Here is a 17,926-nt window from a genome sequence, read left to right as displayed (position 1 = left end):
AAAAATGAAAGTGTTTATGAATTTAGCGTGGTTTTTTAAACAAGAAAAACGAGCGTACATAACCGGAATTATTTTATTATTTGGCGTTGCACTTTTAGAACTTGTAGCACCAAAAGTAATTGGAATCGTTGTAGATGAAATTAATGATGGAACATTGACGACCGATAAGTTACTAAATTGGGTTGTACTATTAGTAATTGTAGGTATTACGATGTACATATTACGCTACATATGGCGTATTATGATTTTCGGGTCTTCGTTAAAATTAGCTCGCCAATTACGAAAAAATTTATATGAACATTTTACAAAGATGAGTCCATCTTTCTATCAGTCAAATCGAACAGGTGATTTAATGGCACATGCGACCAATGATATTCAAGCGATTCAGCAAACTGCTGGAGCGGGTGTTTTAACGCTTGTTGACTCATTAGCCGTTGGGGGATGTGTACTCGTAGCGATGGGTTTTACAATTAGTTGGAAGTTAACATTGTTAAGTTTAATTCCGATGCCGATTGTAGCCATTTCGACAAATTATTATGGAACGTTATTACATAAAAGGTTTCATAAAGCACAGCAATCGTTTTCGGAAATTAACGATAAAGTGCAAGAGAGTATGAGTGGAATGAAAGTGATTCGATCGCTTGGACAAGAGAAAGAAGATTTGCAGGCGTTTCGAAAAAAATCAGAAGATGTTGTGCATAAAAATGTGTTAGTCGCACGTATTGATTCGTTATTTGATCCGACAATCGCTCTTATCGTTGGATTTTCTTTTTTAATTGCAGTATGTTACGGATCGGTATTAGTTGTAAGAGGTGAACTAACAGTAGGTGATCTCGTTACATTTACGACATATTTAGGTACCCTCGTTTGGCCAATGTTAGCGTTTGGATGGTTGTTCAATATTATGGAGCGTGGGCGTGCTTCATATGACCGTGTAGAAAAAATTCTTTCACAAAAATCAGATGTAGTAAATAGAGAAAATGCTGTACATACAATAGCGAGCGGTAATGTTTCGTTTGCTGTTGATTCATTTTCGTATAAGAAAAATGAACTGTTACATTTAACCGATATTCACTTTGATTTGAAGAAGGGCGAAACGCTAGGAGTTGTAGGACGTACAGGTGCAGGGAAAACGACTTTATTAAAATGTTTAATCCGTGAGTATGATCATTTTAATGGTGAATTAAAAGTTGGGGAGCGAGATATTCGAGATTTAACACTTCATGGTGTCCGTTCTGCTATTTCATACGTGCCGCAAGATCATTTTTTATTTTCAGCAAGTATTGGTGAGAATATTGCCTTTGGAAAGGCGGATGCTACATATAATGAAATTACCCAAGCTGCAGAGATTGCTTGTATTCATAATGACATCCTCCAATTTTCAGAAGGATATGAAACAGTAGTAGGGGAAAGAGGCGTTTCGTTATCTGGTGGTCAAAAACAGCGAATCTCTATTGCTCGTGCTTTATTAACAAATGCTGAAATTTTAATTTTGGATGATTGTTTATCAGCGGTAGATGCAAAAACAGAAGAGACGATTTTAAGTGCCTTAAAGAGGGAAAGAGCAGGGAAAACGACGATTATTACTGCGCACCGATTAAGTGCAATTCAGCATGCCAATCTTATTCTTGTTGTTGATGAAGGTAGAATTGTACAAAGAGGTACACATGAGGAATTAATGAAGGAAAACGGCTGGTATAAGGAAATGTATGAAAGCCAGCAATTAGAAGCTTTAGTCGAGAAAGGAGGCGTATGATGGTAGAGAAGAAGCGAAGTGATTTAAGTAGATTGCTTTCTTATATGAAGCCATATAAAGGGTTGCTATCTTTAGCATTTATCTTTTTAGTTGGTGCGACAGTAACGGAAATGATGGGGCCTTTTTTAATTAAACAATTCCTTGATGAACACCTAGTACCGCGGGATTTTGAACAATCAGCACTCGTTACTTTATTTGTAATTTACATAGTTGCTCATTTATTAAAAGTATTATTTACGTATTTAAATCTATTGTACTTTCAGAACATTGCTTTTAAGATTGTTCAAGATATGCGAGTTGAAGTATATGAACATGTTCAAAAGCTGTCATTAAGTTTCTTTGATCGTACGCCAATTGGTACGCTCGTATCTCGTATAACGAATGATACGGAAGCGATTAAAGATTTTTATGTCAGTGTATTATCAACATTTGTGAAAAATGTAGTCTTTTTAGTAGGTATTTTAATAGCGATGTTTTTATTAGATGTAAAATTAGCGCTATTTTCTCTCGTATTAATTCCGATAATGTTTGCGATTATGGTATTATATCGCCGGAAAAGTGCAGCTTTTTATTTAGAAGTACGTAATCAACTAAGCGTGTTAAATGCAAAATTGAACGAGTCCATACAAGGAATGAATATTGTTCAAGTGTTCAGACAAGAAAAACGTATGAGAAAAGAGTTTGAAGAAGTGAATAATAAACATTATAGTGCAGGACGACGTACTTTGAAGTTAGACGCATTACTTTTACGACCAGCTACGGATTTAGTACATATTGTAGCTATTGCGTTAGTACTAGGTTTATTTGGGATTGATGCCTTAAAGAGCCCTGTTGAAGTAGGAGTTTTATATGCTTTTGTTAACTATATACATCGTTTCTTCCAACCTGTAAATGAGATGATGATGAAATTGTCCTTTTTCCAACAGGCACTTGTTTCGTCATCACGTGTATTTCATTTAATGGACGAGAAAGATTTAGCACCGGTTCAAAAAGGCAATGAGAATCCTCAAGTTGTGGATGGAGATATTGAATTTAAAAATGTTACTTTTTCGTATGATGGAAAGCGTGACGTTTTAAAAAATGTATCATTTCACGTGAAACAAGGGCAAACGGTTGCTTTTGTTGGGCATACTGGTAGCGGAAAAAGTACGATTATGAATTTGTTAATGCGATTTTATAATATTAAGTCAGGAAATATTGTAATAGACGGTGTAGATTTAGAAAAATTTGAAGAACGAGAAATTAGAAAGAAAATAGGACTCGTATTGCAAGATGCATTTTTATTTGCTGGAAATGTAAAGCAAAATATTCGTATGTATAATGAAGAAATTACGGATGAAGAAGTAAAAGAAGCTGCTCGATTTGTGCAAGCGAATACGTTTATTGAAAAGTTACCAGAGCAGTATGAAACAGAAGTAGTAGAAAGAGGTGCAGCATTTTCAAGCGGTCAACGACAATTAATTGCTTTTGCTAGAACGATAGCAACCAATCCGAAAGTATTAGTATTAGATGAAGCAACAGCTAATATCGATACAGAAACAGAAGAGGCTATTCAAACAGCGTTGCAACAAATGCGAAAAGGTAGAACGACGATAGCCATTGCGCATAGGTTATCTACAATTCAAGATGCAGATCAAATTTTTGTGATGCATGATGGAGAGATAGTAGAAAGAGGAACACATCAAGAATTACTAAGTGAGCAAGGTTTGTATTATAATATGTACTTGTTACAAAATAAAGGGAGTTTGCAAAAGGCCTTGTAAATACAAGGTCTTTTTTATTTTGTATACAAAATATATTTACTCTTTGTTTCTATAGCATAAATGTCGTGTCCTCTTATGAAACTTGTACATATTGTATGTATACGAAGTAAAAAAATTGATAGGAGATTTTATATGCAAAACAGATCGAGTTCAAATGTTACGTTTATTGATGTGTCTCATTGGGAAGGGAATATTGATTGGAATGCAGTGAAGGCATCTGGAATTCCAGCAGCGTATGCAAAAGCGACAGAAGGTGTAAATTACATTGATCCTACTTTTACTAAAAATGTACAAGCAGCCCGAAGTGCGAATATATTAATTGGTGCATACCATTTTGCACGCCCAGAACAAAATGATGCAATTTCAGAGGCAAAATATTTTGTGAGTATATTACAAAGTAACCAGACAGACTTAATGCCAGTTCTGGATTTAGAATCACCAACAGATCCGAGTAATAGTAATTTAACTGGTAGCGCTATATCGAATTGGGCAAGAAGCTTCATAAATTATGTGAAACAGGCTACTGGAAAAGATGTAATGTTATATACAGGAGTTTGGTATATTAATGAGTTCGGAATCAGCGGATTAAGTGATATTCCACTTTGGATTGCTAAATACTCGAGTACACCGCCTGCTGATGCTGGTGGATGGACAGCGTGGACAGCATGGCAGTACACAGATTCTGGACAAATTTCAGGTGTAGGAAATTGTGATGTATCAGCTGCAGTTTCACTAGAAGCTTTACAAGGGAATGGAGCAAGTGGTGGAGGGAATGTTTCTCCGCCTAATAATGCAACTCCAGTGTATGGGGTTGCTATAATTAATGGAGATAATGTGAATTTGAGAAGTGGACCATCTTTGCAGTCTAGTGTAATTCGCCAATTGAATCGTGGCGAAACATATGAAGTTTGGGGAGAACAAGATGGATGGCTTTGTTTAGGGACAAATCAGTGGGTATATAATGATCCGAGTTATATTCAGTATAAACATTATGTAGCGACTATTACTGGTGATAATGTAAATTTGCGTGACGCTCCATCATTAAAAGGAAATGTTATAAGACAGTTACATCATGGTGAATCGTATCGAGTATGGAGTAAGGAAGATGGATGGCTTTGCTTAGGGACAAATCAATGGATATACTACGATCCAAGTTATATTCAGTATGGTGTACAATAGAGTAAAAATAAAAGGTGCCCCGTCAGAGGTGCCTTTTATCCCGCATTAACTGGCGGTAAGACCCCCACCTCAAAATTCAGCGGAAGCAAAGAAGTTAGGTGGGGGATCAATTGCCAGTAAACGCCCGATTGGTTCAACTAATAATCAGTGGGGAATGAACAAAACCCCCACTGATTAAAGTTTCACTTTATTAAAAATGTACAACTTTTACAAAGTCTATATCGAAACCATAGTATACTATAGTAGATATATTTATAAAAAATAATAGAAAATGAAATAAAGGGGTAAAAATATGAATTATGTGCTAATAGGTGCGGTTTTAATATTATTAGCTGTAGTATTTGTGCTGTTTTATAAAAATAAACAGTTAGAATCAGAGAGTCAGCAAGTAGAATTTGAAAAGAAACAAGCAATTGAAACGTATGAAAATGAAATTGCAGCTACGGTGATAGAGCATAAAGAACAACAAAATAATTTAAAAAATATGGAACAGAAAAAATACAATGATTTACAAGTAAGTGCAAATAGAGAAATTGAAAATATGCGTATGATGAAAAATCAATTAGCTATACAACATAGTAAAGAACGTAGTGAAATACAAAATAAACATAATAACGAAATACATATGTTTCAAAAATTAATTGCAAAATTACGAGAATATACTAAAAACGGCGCTGAAATGAATACGTACGAAACATTACATTATATGAAGCGAGGATTCATAGAGCAAGGTATCATATTAGATGCTGAAATTGAAATCATGCCGAATGTTTTTATTAAAAATAATAGTGAAATAAACGATAATCGAATCCATCATCTCATCTTGTGCAAAACTGGTATTTATCTACTTGAGACGAAAGAATGGGAAGAGAAATTAATTCATGGTTTAACGAAAGAAAATGCTGGTATATATTCATTTATGATTGATGAAATGGGTAAGTATCAACAAGAAGTTGAAAAAGAAGAGACATTTGAATATATAGTAGGTAAAGATTCGTCAACTATACAAGTGAAAAATGAAGGGAACCCAGTATATAAGGCGAAGAAACTATCTCAAATTTTATACAATTGTTTGAAAGAAATGCAGGCTAATAGTATAAAAGAAAAGGTAAAACCAGTTGTATATTTTTATAATGAAAATGGAAAAGAAATAATAGATCTTTCAAGTGAGGAAACACCTAGATTAAAAGATCGGGAGCAAATTGTAACGTTCTTCAGAAATGAAATCTTAGCAGGGAAAATAGTATATACAGTGCAAGAATTAGAACAGATTCGAGAAATGATTAGCAGGATGAATTATATAGTGAGTTAAAAGGGGAGATCTTTCTGAGCGCTATGTTACGTGGCATTTTGTATGTCTATTTTTGTTTGTATATAGTAATGTACATTCTATTTATATTCGTCATCGATATGATCCATATGCCCTTAAGTGTAAGGAGCATTTTTGTAGTATTCATACCATTTGTTTTATTAGTCATGGTTCAAAGGGCTATTTTATATGTTTCTAAAAATCGTAATGAAGAAAAGAAGCAAATGTTGGGGGTTTTAATAGTAGCACTCATACCATTAATAGTGTGCACTGTACAACTAAGTGTAAATGAATATACATCAAAGTTTAATCAAAATAGATGGTTAAATCATGCAGATAAGCGGGTACATATGGTAGATGATCTATTACAAAAATATAAATTAATAGGGAAATCAAATGAAGAAATTATCCAATTGTTAGGAGCTCCAACGGAAACGAGAAGTGGAGAAGAAGGAGTTACCACTTTGTATTATCTTGGGACTGAACGTGGCTTTATTCCAATAGATAGCGAACAGCTTGTTTTACAATTTGATAGAGATGGTAAAGTCATGGAATATACGGTGCATAAAGATTAAAGAAACGTAGAGGGAAGCTATATGTTATAGCTTCTTTTTTATTTTTCAATATGTCACGGAAGGGAGAGAAGGTTTTTGAGTGGAATAAGGAATGAAAGCGGAGGTGATGCATATATATAGATGCATTGGGTGATTATTAACCCGATTGATGAGGGTTAATAATCAATAAGGGTGGGCAAAAACCCCACTGATTAAAATTTCACTTTATCATATTGTATAAATGAAAAGGAGGTAAGACGGTGAAAGCAATCCCGACTGATGTCCTGAGTAAAGAATTGATGGAAAGAGAAGGAGTTATATCTATTACAGTAAAGGAATTTGAAAAGATAGAAGTAGCTGGAGTAGTGGTCGCTGGTCCAGCGGTTATTTTGATTAATCAAGATTAAGTACATATCATTGAAATAAAAAGCATCCGTCTAGGATGCTTTTTATTTGTATGTAAGGATAAATATGATGGATAATTGTGTTACTGGAGGGAAAGTCTGTGGCAATTATTATAACAATGTTAGTAATGGGTATTTTATTAGGATTTGTTGGAGCTGGAGGAGCTGGGTTTATTATCGCGATACTCACTTTAGTATTCCAAATTCCTATTCATGTTGCTCTTGCAACATCTTTAACTGCAATGGCATTTACGACATTATCAGGTGTTGTAAGTCATTACCGTGAAGGCAATGTTGCACTTATTATAGGCGGGATTGTTGGGGGATTTGGCGCAATTGGCTCTTATATTGGTTCTAAATTTGGTTCACTTATACCAGCACATCTTCTTCATTGGTTTACAGCTGGGATGTTATTTTTATCGGCAATTTTTATGTTTATTAAATTAATTATGTTCAAAAACAAAGAACAGTCGTCTTCATATAAACATAAAGAGTTTTCCGCGAACTACTTGTTGAAATGTGTATGCCTTGGATTAGTTACTGGAATGATGGCTGGTTCATTTGGGATTGGTTCTGCACCGTTTATTCAACTTGGATTAATGGTTCTATTGGGACTTACGATTCAGCAATCTGTAGGGACAACAATGCTTGTTATATTACCGATTGCAATTGGAGGCGGGCTAGGATATAGTTCGGAAGGATATTTAGATTATATATTGTTATTGCAAGTATTGATTGGGACCATGTTAGGGGCATACATTGGCGCGAAGTTTACAAATTATGCACCGCGAACGCTTTTGAGGTTTTCGATGATTATGACACCGGTTTTAGCTGGATGTATGCTATTGATGGAATAAAGTGAAATTATAATCAGTAGGGGGTTACTGCCTACAAATAGCGGGATAAAATTAATATAGCAAACTATTAATATATTTTACGAATGAATTATATAGGTAATTCATATTTCCCATATAAAAGGATTTGTTTTAATATTATGAGTGTAAAGTTCGAGTATTCGAAGTACTACTTGAATTATATCCCTATCCCTTTTCTAAAAATGCGAACAAGTTTTGCCCTATTCTATTCAATAGTTAATTGCATAGAAATATATTGTTCGATGACCATTATGGAACGTACATAATGGGAAAATCCCGATCCTTAAAGAGGATGCCCCTAATCTTCATGTGAAAATATGATCGGATATGAAAGCTGACCAATTTATGGTCAGCTTTCTTTTTGTTTGAAAATTATTTCTTCTTTAACTTCTGTTTGCAATAATACAGTTTTTCCGAAGCGACGTTTGCATTCCGCGCGCACTTTTTCAAGGGCTAGTAGCTGAGTAGTGGCGGGAACTGTGACAATAGCTTGGCGAGGTTTTCGATTTTCTTCACAAAAGACACATTCCACAACATAATTAGAAATCATATTTTCATCCTTCCAGTTTTAATTTCTAAGAAGGGATTGTCTATGAAGTTGATGTAACTTTTCGTCATTGTTTTATTATTTTCCTCTTTTTTTCAAGGGGAAAATAATAAAGAAGGCGAATTTTAGTAGGGGAGGGATGTTTATGGAGAGATGGATAGGTAGTGCAGCGGTATGTGTAAATGAAAAAAATGAAGTTTTAATGGTATTGCAGGGCAAAGAGGGAGAAGAAAAAAGGTGGTCTGTCCCAAGTGGAGGACTTGAAAAGGGAGAGACACTAGAAGAATGTTGTATCAGGGAAGTTTGGGAAGAAACAGGTTACAATGTGGAAGTTGTAAATAAAATATATGAAAAAGAGGGTATTACATACGGAATTCCAGTGTATGTCCATTATTATTTTGTTAAACAAATAGGCGGTAATATGAAAATCCAAGATCCTGATGAGTTAATACATGAAATTGCTTGGAAAGGGATATATGAAGTTGAACAATTGTGTTTAGCTTTTCCAGAGGATTATGAATTGCTGTGCCAATATATAAATAAAGAAGCAAGTATGTAAATACTTGCTTCTTTAATGTATCCAAGACAAGAAAAGCGGAACGATAACTAAACTAGCGCCTGCTGTTAAAAGCATGGATAAACTTGCAATTGTTCCTTCCACAGGACCGATTTCGAATGCTTTTGATGTACCGGTTCCGTTTGCGCTCGTTCCTAACATAATACCTTTTGCAATTGCTGTTTTAATACGGCAAATACGTATGAGAGAAGGACCGAGCAATGCTCCTGTTAAGGCAGTTAAAACGACAAAGACAGCAGTTAATTGTGACATACCACCAATCATTTCTGAAATAGCCATTGCGATTGGTGTTGTTACGATATGTGGCGCTAAACTATGTTCTAGTGATGAATCAATTTGAAAATAATTTGCTAGTAGTGCTGAAGTAATGACTGATAAAAACGAACCGACAATGACATTAAGTAAGATAGCCATTCCATGTTTCTTTAATAAATCAAAGTATTTATAGATTGGCCATGCAAAAGCAACTGTTGCGGGTTTTAATAATTCAGTTAACCAGTGACCACCAGTTTCGTATGTTTCATAAGGTGTATCTAATCCGAGCAATAAAGCAATTAAAATAATGGGACAGACGAGAAGAGGAGAAAGTAGACTCCAATTCCAGCGTTGATACATTTTTTTTGATAGCCAATATGTGAATAGTGTTAATAGTAAACAAAGAAATCCGATCATTGCGTTGATCCTTTCCGCTTTAGTAGCAATTCTGTTAAAAGTCCTGTAACTAAGGTAACGCAAAGAGTGCTAATCATAATAATTAAAATGAGATCGATTCCATATTGTGTTAGTGTATCTCTGTAACGTATGACAGCGACTGCAGAAGGGATGAAAAATAAAATAAGTTCTTTTAATAAAAAATCTGCTCCGTCCTGTATCCATTCTTTTTTAACTAGGTTAAATTTTAATGAAATTAATAATAAAAAAATACCGATTATACTTCCTGGAACTGGGAGGTGTGCCTGTTTTGCAATCCATTCACCTGTCCAAGCGAAACAAAATAGTAATAAAATTTGTCCGCTTAACTTCCACCATTTCATACAGTAACCCCTCTTTCTTTTTTTACATAAAAATTGTAAAAAAGAATTAACAATTTCTACTATACGTTCATTCAAAATATTTGTCTAATATATAAATTATATGTTATTAATATATTAGACATATTAATCGAAAGTGAAAAGGGTGTCCAAAAATGGAATTACGGCATTTGCAATATTTTGTTGTTGTGGCAGAAGAGTTACACTTTGGACGGGCGGCTGCTCGTTTACAAATGACACAACCACCACTTAGTCAACAAATACAGCAATTAGAAAAAGAAATGGGAGTTACATTATTTTCAAGAACGAAAAGAAAGGTTGAACTAACAGAAGCAGGAGAAATGTTTTTGAAAGAAGTAAAAAAAGCGTTTGAACAAATTGAAAAAGCAGTAGAAGTTGCACAAAGTGCGCAAAGGGGAGAAGTAGGATCACTTTCAATTGGTTTTGTAGGTGCGGCGATATATGATATTTTACCATCAATTGTTAGGGAATATAGAAAGAAATTTCCGAGAGTGTCTGTTGCATTACATGAATTGTCAACACCAGATCAAGTTCATGCACTTCATGATAACCGTATTGATATTGGCTTTTTACGTCCACCAATTCCAACGCAATTATTAGAATTAGAGCCAATTCAAAGGTTATCTTGCACCTTATGTTTACCAAAGGCACATCCGCTTGCAGAGAAAAGTGAAATACATATAGAAGATTTACGAGATGAGCCGTTTGTATTTATTACGAGACCAGTATGGCCAGCTTTGTATGATACAATTTTATCTCTTTGCAGAGAAGTTGGATTTAGTCCGCGTATTGTACAAGAAGCAACAGAGTATCAAACAGTTATGGGGCTTGTAGCAGCAGGGATTGGAATTACAGTAATACCCGTGTCGGCAAATAAGTTATATAAAACAGAAGTTGTATATAAAGAGTTATATGATTCTAATTTTGTTGCAGAAATGTCAGTGGCTTACAAAAAAATGAATAGTAATCCAGAGCTGCTAGAGTTTTTAAAAATTGCAAGAGAGAAGAAAAGAATAGAAGTAGAAGACGAGTAATAGTAGTAACAGAAAATGGATTTAATTCAAATCCATAAAAGTACACCTTATTAAACAATAAAGCGGAAATGCAACTTAAGTTGCATTTCCGCTTTATTGTTCTTTTTTTAGCTCGATACTAAATAGATAAACGTGTTCATTTTCTTTTAAGAGTAGATCAATACCTGTTTCTTCATCAATGATAGGAACGCTTACAGTTTCTTTACTGGTTTGGATTACAGCAGCTAAAGTTGTTTTTTGATTGTATTTTAAATTTTTTATAGATTGGATTGTAGTAGTTGCAGAGCTATTTACGCTTGGTGGCGCTTCTTCAGGAACAAGTGTTGAACCACCTTCAATATTCAGATACCACTGCCTTTTTTCTTGTATATCTTTATCGAATTGGAAATGTGGTGGTAAAAAAGAAAGCTTTACTTTCTTTTTTGAAAAATGTGAGGTAGCTATATTAGCAATTTCTTTTGTTTTTTTACCATTGTTATAATAATCAATTGTAGCATTTATTTCATCTTTATCATTTTTAAGAGTAACGTTATAAAACATGCTATTTCCTTCTGGAAAAGGAGTCATTTGTAAAATAGAAGCTTGCTCTTTTGTTAATTTGTATGGCTCAACAATGGCAACTTCATTGTTTTTTATTTGACTACAACTTGTGAGTAATAATAAACACAAGATTGATAGTAATTTTATACGCATGCAATCTCCTCCTTTTTACAATTATATTCTAAATATGCTTTTTTTATCATTTCGTTTTCTAGGACTAAAGACTTAGAAGAAATTCCGATTGTAGTGCGATGTTTAAAATGTCATATTTTTATACACTAGTAGTATAGAATGCGTATGTAATAAGGTAGGGGAAGAATTTTATGTCTTTATGTCGGTTAGCGAGAAAAAATATTAGAACATTTGCTACCAAAAGGATGAAGCAATTTATTTGGATTGCTATGAGTACTATGATTTTGTTTTTTATGATATCGTTACAATTTAATGAAGGAGCTATTTTGAAAGTAGGGGATACATTTGTATTTCAAATGTATTTTTACACACTGTTTATTGTACTAATTTTCATATGTATTTTTACTACATATAAAATGATGTACTCCCTTTTGCTAGTGAGGAGAGAGGAGTTTACATCTTATGTAGCAGAAAATATGAAAAGAAAAGAAGTACTATGTTTATTATGTCAGGAGCAATTATTCATTTATGGAGCAGCATTTGTTTTCGGATTAATTAATGGGATGCTATTTTTGAAATTATTCACGGTTATCTTTATGAAAATCGCAGGGATACAAGGAGTAAATAGTGCGCCAATTACAATATATGCAGTTGTAATTATTAGTGTAATTATGATGACTGTCGTTTTAATATCGATGATGCAATGTTATCGATTTGTTCGAAGTTTAAAAGATGAAAATTCGTTGCGGTTTAAAGAAAGGGCATGAGAAATCATGCTTTTTTCTATTTTACACATAAAAATAATCATGTTACAGTGAAAAGACCTGACAAAGAATGGGAAGGAAAGGTTGTATAGAATGACAAATGAACAATCAATTGTAAAAGTCGATCGGTTAACGAAGCGAATCGGATCAAAGACACTTGTACAAAATATTAGTTTTGAAGTGAAAAAAGGCGAGGTTGTCGGTTTACTCGGACCAAACGGTGCTGGAAAAACGACTTTAATGAGAATGATGGTTGGTATGATCCGTATGACAGAAGGTGAAGTATGGATTGATGGTCAATCTGTGAAACAGCAATTTGAAAAAACCGCTGCGAAAATTGGGGCGGTAATTGAGACACCCGAATTTTATCCTTTTTTGAGCGGGTATGAAAATTTAACATATTTCGGACGAATGAATGGTAATGTGACCGAAGAACGTATCGATGAAGTAGTGAAATTGTTAGGAATGGGACAAGTAATTAATCGTAAAGTAAAAGCATATTCACTTGGCATGAGACAACGTTTAGGAATCGCTCAGGCGCTTATTCACGATCCGGATGTGTTGGTACTAGATGAACCGACGAATGGATTAGACCCTAGTGGAATACATGAAATGAGAATGTACATAAAAAAAATTGCACATGAACAAGGAAAAGCTGTACTTGTATCGAGTCACTTACTTTCAGAAGTTGAATTAATGTGTGACAGAGTTATCATTATTCAGCACGGGGAATATGTGGCTACGCAAAACATTCAGCATAGTCAAAGTGAAGAGATGGAGACGATCCGTATACGTGTAGATGATGCGAATAAAGCAGCGGAAATGTTAGGGCATGATGTTTTAGTAAAAAATAATGAATTAATTATTAACGTAAAAGATGAAGAAATCCCAAATGTTATTCGTACATTGCTTGAGAAAAACATTCAAGTGTATCGTGTATATGAAGAAAGAAAAACGTTAGAAGAGCAATTTTTAGAATTAACAGGGGGAAAAGATATTGTTTAATTTAGTATATAACGAACTGTATAAAATATTTAAGCGGAAGCGAACGATTATTCCATTTGCGGTTATTACAGTATTAATAATCGGATTAGGGTGGGTTACGGTAAAGTATTTTGAACCGGAAACAAAAGGATGGAAAGTAGATTATACAGAACGTACTGTAGAAATTGAGAAAAAGCTTGGCATGAAAAAAGAAGCTATTTTAGCAGAAAAATCAGGGGATGAGCTTGTAAAAGAATACCAGCTTAAGATGAAGCATTTAGATACGGATACAGCACCGGCAAGCAGTTCTCCACTTTCTTTCATGAGAGATACAGGTTTTATCGTATTTCCAATTTTGCTCCCATTTATCCTCGTGTATGCAAGTACAATTTTTGCGAATGAATATAGCTGGGGAACATATAAATTTTTAACAATCCGTCCGGCGAGTCGATTTAAAATTTTAACAGCAAAGTTTTTAGCAATCGTTATATTTGCAGCTTTATTGTTTATATTTAATATGATTTTCTCCGCTTTATGTGGACTTGTTATTTATAAATTCCAACAGCCCGCATGGAGTGAGTTTATTTTCCAAGATGGAAATATAATAAAACAAAATATTTTTGTGGAAGCAAGTAAATATTATGTTTTATCGTGGTTACCAACGGTTGTGTATGCATCGTTTGCATTTATGATTTCTGTGTTAACGAGATCTAGTGGAGGTGCAATTGGTATTTCACTATTCCTTGCTTTATCAGGCAATATTGCGTTATTAGCAGCCACTAGATATAACTGGGCGAAATATTTATTGCCAGCAAACACAGATTTATATAGTATTTCAAAGAATGGAAGTTTTATTGATGGAGTAACATTCCCGTTTGCATCATGTATGTTACTACTTTATTTGTTCGTATTTTTATGTATTTCATATACTGTGTTTTTAAAACGCGATTTAACTTAATAAAAAAACCGTTCAGAGCGCTGAGATGCACTTTGAACGGTTTTTTTTATGAGAATTGTTTAAGTGCTCTTTCGGCTAGTAAAGCAAAGTATTCTGCACTTATAGGCAGTGCCTCTTCATTAATTGTAAAAGCAGGATGATGCCATTCATGTGTACCGCTCGTTCCCATAAAGACGAATAAACCTGGTATTTCCTGTTGGTAAAATGAAAAATCTTCTCCAGCCATTGACGGACTAGGTGAGATGATATTAAGATTCATCTTTGCGGCAACGTGAGTAGATAAGTCTGTAAGAGCTTTATCGTTGTGAACAGCAGGAGGACCTGAATAAAAACGAAATTCCGTTTTTACACCTAATGCATCAGATACGCCGTTAATAATACGCTCCATGAGTGCTGGGATTTTTTCACGTGTTTCAGCTTGGAACGTGCGGATAGTTCCTTCTAACGTAGCTTTTTCAGGAATCACGTTCCACGTATTTCCTGAATGAATACTTGTAACACTAACAACCGCATTATGAGATGAACTTATATTTCGGCTTACAATTGTTTGCAGTGCCATCACAATTTGAGAGGATGCGACAATAGGATCTACGCCAGCATCTGGTACAGCCGCGTGTGTACCAACTCCGTGAATTTCAATTTCAAATCGATCAACTCCGGCCATCAGTGGACCATCTTTAATGCCAATTGTACCTACTGGTAAATCAGGTTTATTATGCATGCCGAAAATCGCTTGCACATTACGTAAATGTCCAGCATCAATAACTTTGCAAGCACCATTGCTGCTTTCTTCAGCTGGCTGGAATATGAAGCGAACCGTGCCATTTAGGGAAGATTCTCTTTCTTTTAATAAGAAAGCAGTACCTAAAATAGCAGCTGTATGAAAATCATGTCCACAAGCATGCATTTTCCCTGATACTTTAGATGCATAGGACACATGTGTTTCTTCTTGAATAGGAAGGGCATCAATATCAGCACGAACTGCTACAATTGGCCCGTTTTTATTACCAGATACTTCAGCGATAATTCCTGTTTCTAAATTGGAATCAATGATAGTAATGTTTTTTTCTTCTAACCAATTTTTTATTGCTTTTGTTGTTTCGAACTCTTCATATGATAGTTCTGGATACTCATGTAAATGTCGGCGGATGGAAATAAGTTTTTCTTTTAGGTGATTTGAAATAGATACCATGTAGTATGCCTTCTTTCTTAAGCAAAATATTTACCATAAGTATACAACAATAAAAGAGAGGATTCTCAAATGAAAATCCTCTCTCGTTTATCCCATAAAAGCCCGATTGGTTCAACTAATTAAAGTTTCACTTTATGCTGCGACTTTTTTATGCGTATGATGTTTACGATAACGTCCACGCATTGCGTATGCAATTTGCGGGATTGCAATCCCAATTAATATAAGTGATACACCGAACCATTGTGAAGATAGTACAGCCTCTTTTAAAACGAATACTGACATAATTGTTGTAACTGGTAGTTCCGCTGCACCAAGAATAGTCGCTAAGCCAGAACCGATTTTTGGAATCCCGATTGTAAAGGCAATAGATGGAATGACGATACTAAATGTTCCTAATCCTAAACCGTATTTCCAAAGACCTTGAGAAATGGCACCATTAAAAATAAATGTTGGTGGGAATACAATCATGACTAAAGTTAAAGCACCAGTCATTAAGAGAACACCGCGCGGTAATGAAGGTACTTCAACAGCAACTTTTCCGCTCACGAAAATGTATGTTGCGAATGTAACAGCAGATAATAAACCTAAAATGATTCCAGTCGTATCGAAAGCACCTGCTGATTGTTCTAGTAAACCACTTGATAAAAATGTCCCTACAAGTAAGAAAATAACAGAAATAACTTTTTCTCTTGAAGGTAATGTTTTTGTTGCGACTGCTTCAATGATAATTCCGACCCAAACGAATTGGAATAAAAGAATAATTGCAATAGAAGCTGGTACAGTTTTTAATGAGGCATAATAAAAAATTCCGGTAAAACTTGCAGATGTTCCTGCAACGAATAAAAGTAATGCTTGCTTTAAAGGAACGCGATGTCTAGAAAATAGAAGTGTAATAGCAAGCAAAATAATCCAACCGAACAAATATTGGCTGCCAATTACCTCTCCAAGTGAAAATCCTTCTGCATATGCAAGCTTAACAAAAATAGCTAAAATTCCATAACTACACGCTCCTAATAAAACTAAAAGAGAATAACGAAGCATGAAAAATTCCTCCCATCTATATGAAGTTGTTCCGTATCGAAAATATATAACTAGAGGGAAGTATACAAAATTAGAAATAAAGGGTCAAATGAAAGAAAAGTATGACATTTTATAGAATAATAATAAAAGTATGATATTTATGCATAATCTTGAAATTATTAATAGTAGAAGTATTATAAAATCAACTTTGCATTGTATAGAGACAGCATTTGAAAAAAATATTTTTTAAACAAATATGTAAATAGGCGTACTAGTAGCGTGCTAATTATTTGAGAAACTATGTTACCTTTGTTATGTTAATAACAATTAAAGGAGTTTCATAATGCATTTGAGTTTTTTCTATATAATAGAAGGAAATGAAAACGTTTTATTAGAAACTGTGAGGAAATATGTTTTTTCTTATTGCCACGTTGTAAAAGTGATTTCACGAATTGTTCATAGTATTTTTATGTGTTTTTGTTACAATATTTAGGGAGAGGAGTGGAATGATGCAAGATATTAGTATTTTTTTAGCGTTTGGCGCCGGGTTCTTATCATTTATTTCCCCATGTTGCTTACCGCTTTATCCGGCATTTTTATCGTACATAACAGGTATGTCGGTTTCTGAATTGAAAGAAGAAAATGCAATGCTTCGCAAAAGAAGTATGATACATACAGCGTTTTTCTTACTTGGATTTTCAATTATATTTATTGCAATTGGATTTGGTACAAGTTTTATTGGAGGAATCTTTACTGACTATAAAGATTTAATCAGACAGTTAGGTGGTATCTTTATCATCGTGTTCGGTTTAATTATTGTCGGGGTGTTTAAGCCGAAATTTTTAATGCAAGACCGTAAATTTACATTTAAAAATCGTCCAAGTGGCTATTTTGGATCAGTACTAATTGGATTAGCCTTTGCAGCAGGGTGGACGCCATGTACCGGACCAATTCTAGTGTCCGTAATTGGATTAGCAGCAACAAACCCAGAATCAGCAATGATTTACATGATTGCTTACATACTTGGATTTGCTATCCCGTTTTTCGTACTGTCATTTTTTATTACGAAAATGTCTTGGATTAAAAGAAATAGTATGGCCTTCATGAAAGTCGGAGGATACATTATGATTGTTATGGGTGTCTTCCTATACTTTAACTGGATGACGAAAATTATCGTATATTTCTCAAGTTTATTTGGTGGTTTTACCGGTTTTTAGTATTATTCTGCGAAAATGTTGGAAATACTAACGGAAAAGCATATAATGAAAGTATATTTTGCATATAGC

At 34.3% G+C, this 17,926-nt stretch carries 20 protein-coding genes; 14 read left to right on the top strand and 6 right to left on the bottom strand.

What is annotated here, in order from left to right; all coding sequences use genetic code 11:
- The first annotated feature begins 4 nt into the window (after window positions 1-4).
- The 7 genes from AC241_RS18145 (at window position 5) to AC241_RS18115 (ending at window position 7,822) form a co-directional block, all read left to right on the top strand.
- Window positions 5-1,756 (top strand): ABC transporter ATP-binding protein, encoded by a 1,752-nt coding sequence (locus tag AC241_RS18145; protein WP_050844429.1) that lies wholly within the window; start codon window positions 5-7, stop codon window positions 1,754-1,756.
- Complete coding sequence (locus tag AC241_RS18140; protein WP_016080622.1) at window positions 1,756-3,519, top strand: ABC transporter ATP-binding protein; 1,764 nt, start codon at window positions 1,756-1,758, stop codon at window positions 3,517-3,519. Before AC241_RS18145 ends, AC241_RS18140 begins: the two co-directional genes overlap by 1 nt.
- Window positions 3,520-3,651: 132 nt before the next feature.
- Window positions 3,652-4,698 (top strand): GH25 family lysozyme, encoded by a 1,047-nt coding sequence (locus AC241_RS18135; protein ID WP_050844428.1) that lies wholly within the window; start codon window positions 3,652-3,654, stop codon window positions 4,696-4,698.
- Between the two features lie 292 nt (window positions 4,699-4,990).
- Window positions 4,991-6,010, top strand: a complete 1,020-nt coding sequence (locus AC241_RS18130) for an NERD domain-containing protein (RefSeq protein ID WP_050844427.1) — start codon at window positions 4,991-4,993, stop codon at window positions 6,008-6,010.
- 23 nt (window positions 6,011-6,033) lie between these two features.
- Window positions 6,034-6,582 (top strand): hypothetical protein, encoded by a 549-nt coding sequence (locus AC241_RS18125; protein ID WP_050844426.1) that lies wholly within the window; start codon window positions 6,034-6,036, stop codon window positions 6,580-6,582.
- 239 nt (window positions 6,583-6,821) lie between these two features.
- The gene (locus AC241_RS18120; RefSeq protein ID WP_000644411.1) at window positions 6,822-6,968 is read left to right on the top strand and encodes a BC1881 family protein; all 147 of its coding nucleotides are present in this window, start codon (window positions 6,822-6,824) and stop codon (window positions 6,966-6,968) included.
- 98 nt (window positions 6,969-7,066) lie between these two features.
- Window positions 7,067-7,822 carry a sulfite exporter TauE/SafE family protein gene (locus tag AC241_RS18115; RefSeq protein ID WP_050844425.1) on the top strand — a complete coding sequence of 252 codons (756 nt, stop codon included), beginning with the start codon at window positions 7,067-7,069 and terminating at the stop codon, window positions 7,820-7,822.
- Window positions 7,823-8,189: 367 nt separating this feature from the next.
- On the opposite strand, the gene AC241_RS18110 is transcribed toward AC241_RS18115, so the two are convergent.
- The gene (locus AC241_RS18110) at window positions 8,190-8,390 is read right to left on the bottom strand and encodes a DUF3903 domain-containing protein (RefSeq protein WP_050844424.1); all 201 of its coding nucleotides are present in this window, start codon (window positions 8,388-8,390) and stop codon (window positions 8,190-8,192) included.
- A 142-nt stretch (window positions 8,391-8,532) separates the two neighbouring features.
- Between AC241_RS18110 and AC241_RS18105 the strand changes: the two genes are divergently transcribed.
- Window positions 8,533-8,946 carry an NUDIX hydrolase gene (locus tag AC241_RS18105; protein WP_000442974.1) on the top strand — a complete coding sequence of 138 codons (414 nt, stop codon included), beginning with the start codon at window positions 8,533-8,535 and terminating at the stop codon, window positions 8,944-8,946.
- Window positions 8,947-8,958: 12 nt separating this feature from the next.
- Here AC241_RS18105 and AC241_RS18100 read toward each other — a convergent pair whose 3' ends face one another.
- Window positions 8,959-9,636 (bottom strand): LrgB family protein, encoded by a 678-nt coding sequence (locus tag AC241_RS18100; RefSeq protein ID WP_016080627.1) that lies wholly within the window; start codon window positions 9,634-9,636, stop codon window positions 8,959-8,961.
- Entirely contained in the window at window positions 9,633-9,998 is a 366-nt protein-coding gene (locus tag AC241_RS18095; RefSeq protein WP_000872365.1) for a CidA/LrgA family holin-like protein, read from the bottom strand. Before AC241_RS18095 ends, AC241_RS18100 begins: the two co-directional genes overlap by 4 nt.
- A gap of 152 nt (window positions 9,999-10,150) precedes the next feature.
- On the opposite strand from AC241_RS18095, the gene alsR reads away from it, so the two are divergent.
- Window positions 10,151-11,050 carry an acetoin biosynthesis transcriptional regulator AlsR gene (gene alsR, locus AC241_RS18090; RefSeq protein WP_029443059.1) on the top strand — a complete coding sequence of 300 codons (900 nt, stop codon included), beginning with the start codon at window positions 10,151-10,153 and terminating at the stop codon, window positions 11,048-11,050.
- A 93-nt stretch (window positions 11,051-11,143) separates the two neighbouring features.
- Here alsR and AC241_RS18085 read toward each other — a convergent pair whose 3' ends face one another.
- Window positions 11,144-11,743, bottom strand: coding sequence for a hypothetical protein (locus tag AC241_RS18085; protein ID WP_043936449.1), 600 nt, complete (start codon window positions 11,741-11,743; stop codon window positions 11,144-11,146).
- A gap of 170 nt (window positions 11,744-11,913) precedes the next feature.
- Between AC241_RS18085 and AC241_RS18080 the strand changes: the two genes are divergently transcribed.
- The 3 genes from AC241_RS18080 (at window position 11,914) to AC241_RS18070 (ending at window position 14,428) form a co-directional block, all read left to right on the top strand.
- Window positions 11,914-12,489, top strand: a complete 576-nt coding sequence (locus AC241_RS18080; RefSeq protein ID WP_043936448.1) for an ABC transporter permease family protein — start codon at window positions 11,914-11,916, stop codon at window positions 12,487-12,489.
- A 90-nt stretch (window positions 12,490-12,579) separates the two neighbouring features.
- Window positions 12,580-13,491 (top strand): ABC transporter ATP-binding protein, encoded by a 912-nt coding sequence (locus tag AC241_RS18075; RefSeq protein WP_050844423.1) that lies wholly within the window; start codon window positions 12,580-12,582, stop codon window positions 13,489-13,491.
- Window positions 13,484-14,428 carry an ABC transporter permease gene (locus AC241_RS18070; protein WP_050844422.1) on the top strand — a complete coding sequence of 315 codons (945 nt, stop codon included), beginning with the start codon at window positions 13,484-13,486 and terminating at the stop codon, window positions 14,426-14,428. The genes AC241_RS18075 and AC241_RS18070 overlap by 8 nt, the downstream gene beginning before the upstream one ends.
- 46 nt (window positions 14,429-14,474) lie before the next feature.
- Here AC241_RS18070 and AC241_RS18065 read toward each other — a convergent pair whose 3' ends face one another.
- On the bottom strand, window positions 14,475-15,620 hold the full coding sequence (locus tag AC241_RS18065; protein WP_050844421.1) for a M20 peptidase aminoacylase family protein: 1,146 nt from the start codon (window positions 15,618-15,620) through the stop codon (window positions 14,475-14,477).
- 132 nt (window positions 15,621-15,752) lie between these two features.
- Entirely contained in the window at window positions 15,753-16,661 is a 909-nt protein-coding gene (locus tag AC241_RS18060) for an EamA family transporter (protein ID WP_000947043.1), read from the bottom strand.
- Between the two features lie 322 nt (window positions 16,662-16,983).
- On the opposite strand from AC241_RS18060, the gene AC241_RS35905 reads away from it, so the two are divergent.
- On the top strand, window positions 16,984-17,133 hold the full coding sequence (locus tag AC241_RS35905) for a hypothetical protein (protein ID WP_002152557.1): 150 nt from the start codon (window positions 16,984-16,986) through the stop codon (window positions 17,131-17,133).
- A 16-nt stretch (window positions 17,134-17,149) separates the two neighbouring features.
- Window positions 17,150-17,857, top strand: coding sequence for a cytochrome c-type biogenesis protein CcdA (gene ccdA, locus AC241_RS18055; protein ID WP_001152676.1), 708 nt, complete (start codon window positions 17,150-17,152; stop codon window positions 17,855-17,857).
- Window positions 17,858-17,926 lie beyond the last annotated feature (69 nt).

The sequence above is a fragment of the Bacillus thuringiensis genome (genome assembly GCF_001182785.1).
GTDB classification, from domain to species: domain Bacteria; phylum Bacillota; class Bacilli; order Bacillales; family Bacillaceae_G; genus Bacillus_A; species Bacillus_A thuringiensis_S.
The sequence above is the reverse complement of the archived record's forward strand: the minus strand, read 5'-3'. Positions and strand labels throughout refer to the sequence as shown.

Bases quoted from the DNA above. Each gene is read 5' to 3' on its own strand.
- AC241_RS18130 (WP_050844427.1), top strand. From the start codon at position 4,991: ATGAATTATGTGCTAATAGGTGCGGTTTTAATATTATTAGCTGTAGTA.
- AC241_RS18125 (WP_050844426.1), top strand. From the start codon at position 6,034: ATGTTACGTGGCATTTTGTATGTCTATTTTTGTTTGTATATAGTAATG.
- AC241_RS18095 (WP_000872365.1), bottom strand. From the start codon at position 9,998: ATGAAATGGTGGAAGTTAAGCGGACAAATTTTATTACTATTTTGTTTC.
- alsR (WP_029443059.1), top strand. From the start codon at position 10,151: ATGGAATTACGGCATTTGCAATATTTTGTTGTTGTGGCAGAAGAGTTA.
- AC241_RS18075 (WP_050844423.1), top strand. From the start codon at position 12,580: ATGACAAATGAACAATCAATTGTAAAAGTCGATCGGTTAACGAAGCGA.
- AC241_RS18065 (WP_050844421.1), bottom strand. From the start codon at position 15,620: ATGGTATCTATTTCAAATCACCTAAAAGAAAAACTTATTTCCATCCGC.
- AC241_RS35905 (WP_002152557.1), top strand. From the start codon at position 16,984: ATGCATTTGAGTTTTTTCTATATAATAGAAGGAAATGAAAACGTTTTA.
- AC241_RS18060 (WP_000947043.1), bottom strand. From the start codon at position 16,661: ATGCTTCGTTATTCTCTTTTAGTTTTATTAGGAGCGTGTAGTTATGGA.
- AC241_RS18100 (WP_016080627.1), bottom strand. From the start codon at position 9,636: ATGATCGGATTTCTTTGTTTACTATTAACACTATTCACATATTGGCTA.
- AC241_RS18140 (WP_016080622.1), top strand. From the start codon at position 1,756: ATGGTAGAGAAGAAGCGAAGTGATTTAAGTAGATTGCTTTCTTATATG.
- AC241_RS18085 (WP_043936449.1), bottom strand. From the start codon at position 11,743: ATGCGTATAAAATTACTATCAATCTTGTGTTTATTATTACTCACAAGT.
- ccdA (WP_001152676.1), top strand. From the start codon at position 17,150: ATGCAAGATATTAGTATTTTTTTAGCGTTTGGCGCCGGGTTCTTATCA.
- AC241_RS18135 (WP_050844428.1), top strand. From the start codon at position 3,652: ATGCAAAACAGATCGAGTTCAAATGTTACGTTTATTGATGTGTCTCAT.
- AC241_RS18080 (WP_043936448.1), top strand. From the start codon at position 11,914: ATGTCTTTATGTCGGTTAGCGAGAAAAAATATTAGAACATTTGCTACC.
- AC241_RS18105 (WP_000442974.1), top strand. From the start codon at position 8,533: ATGGAGAGATGGATAGGTAGTGCAGCGGTATGTGTAAATGAAAAAAAT.
- AC241_RS18110 (WP_050844424.1), bottom strand. From the start codon at position 8,390: ATGATTTCTAATTATGTTGTGGAATGTGTCTTTTGTGAAGAAAATCGA.
- AC241_RS18145 (WP_050844429.1), top strand. From the start codon at position 5: ATGAAAGTGTTTATGAATTTAGCGTGGTTTTTTAAACAAGAAAAACGA.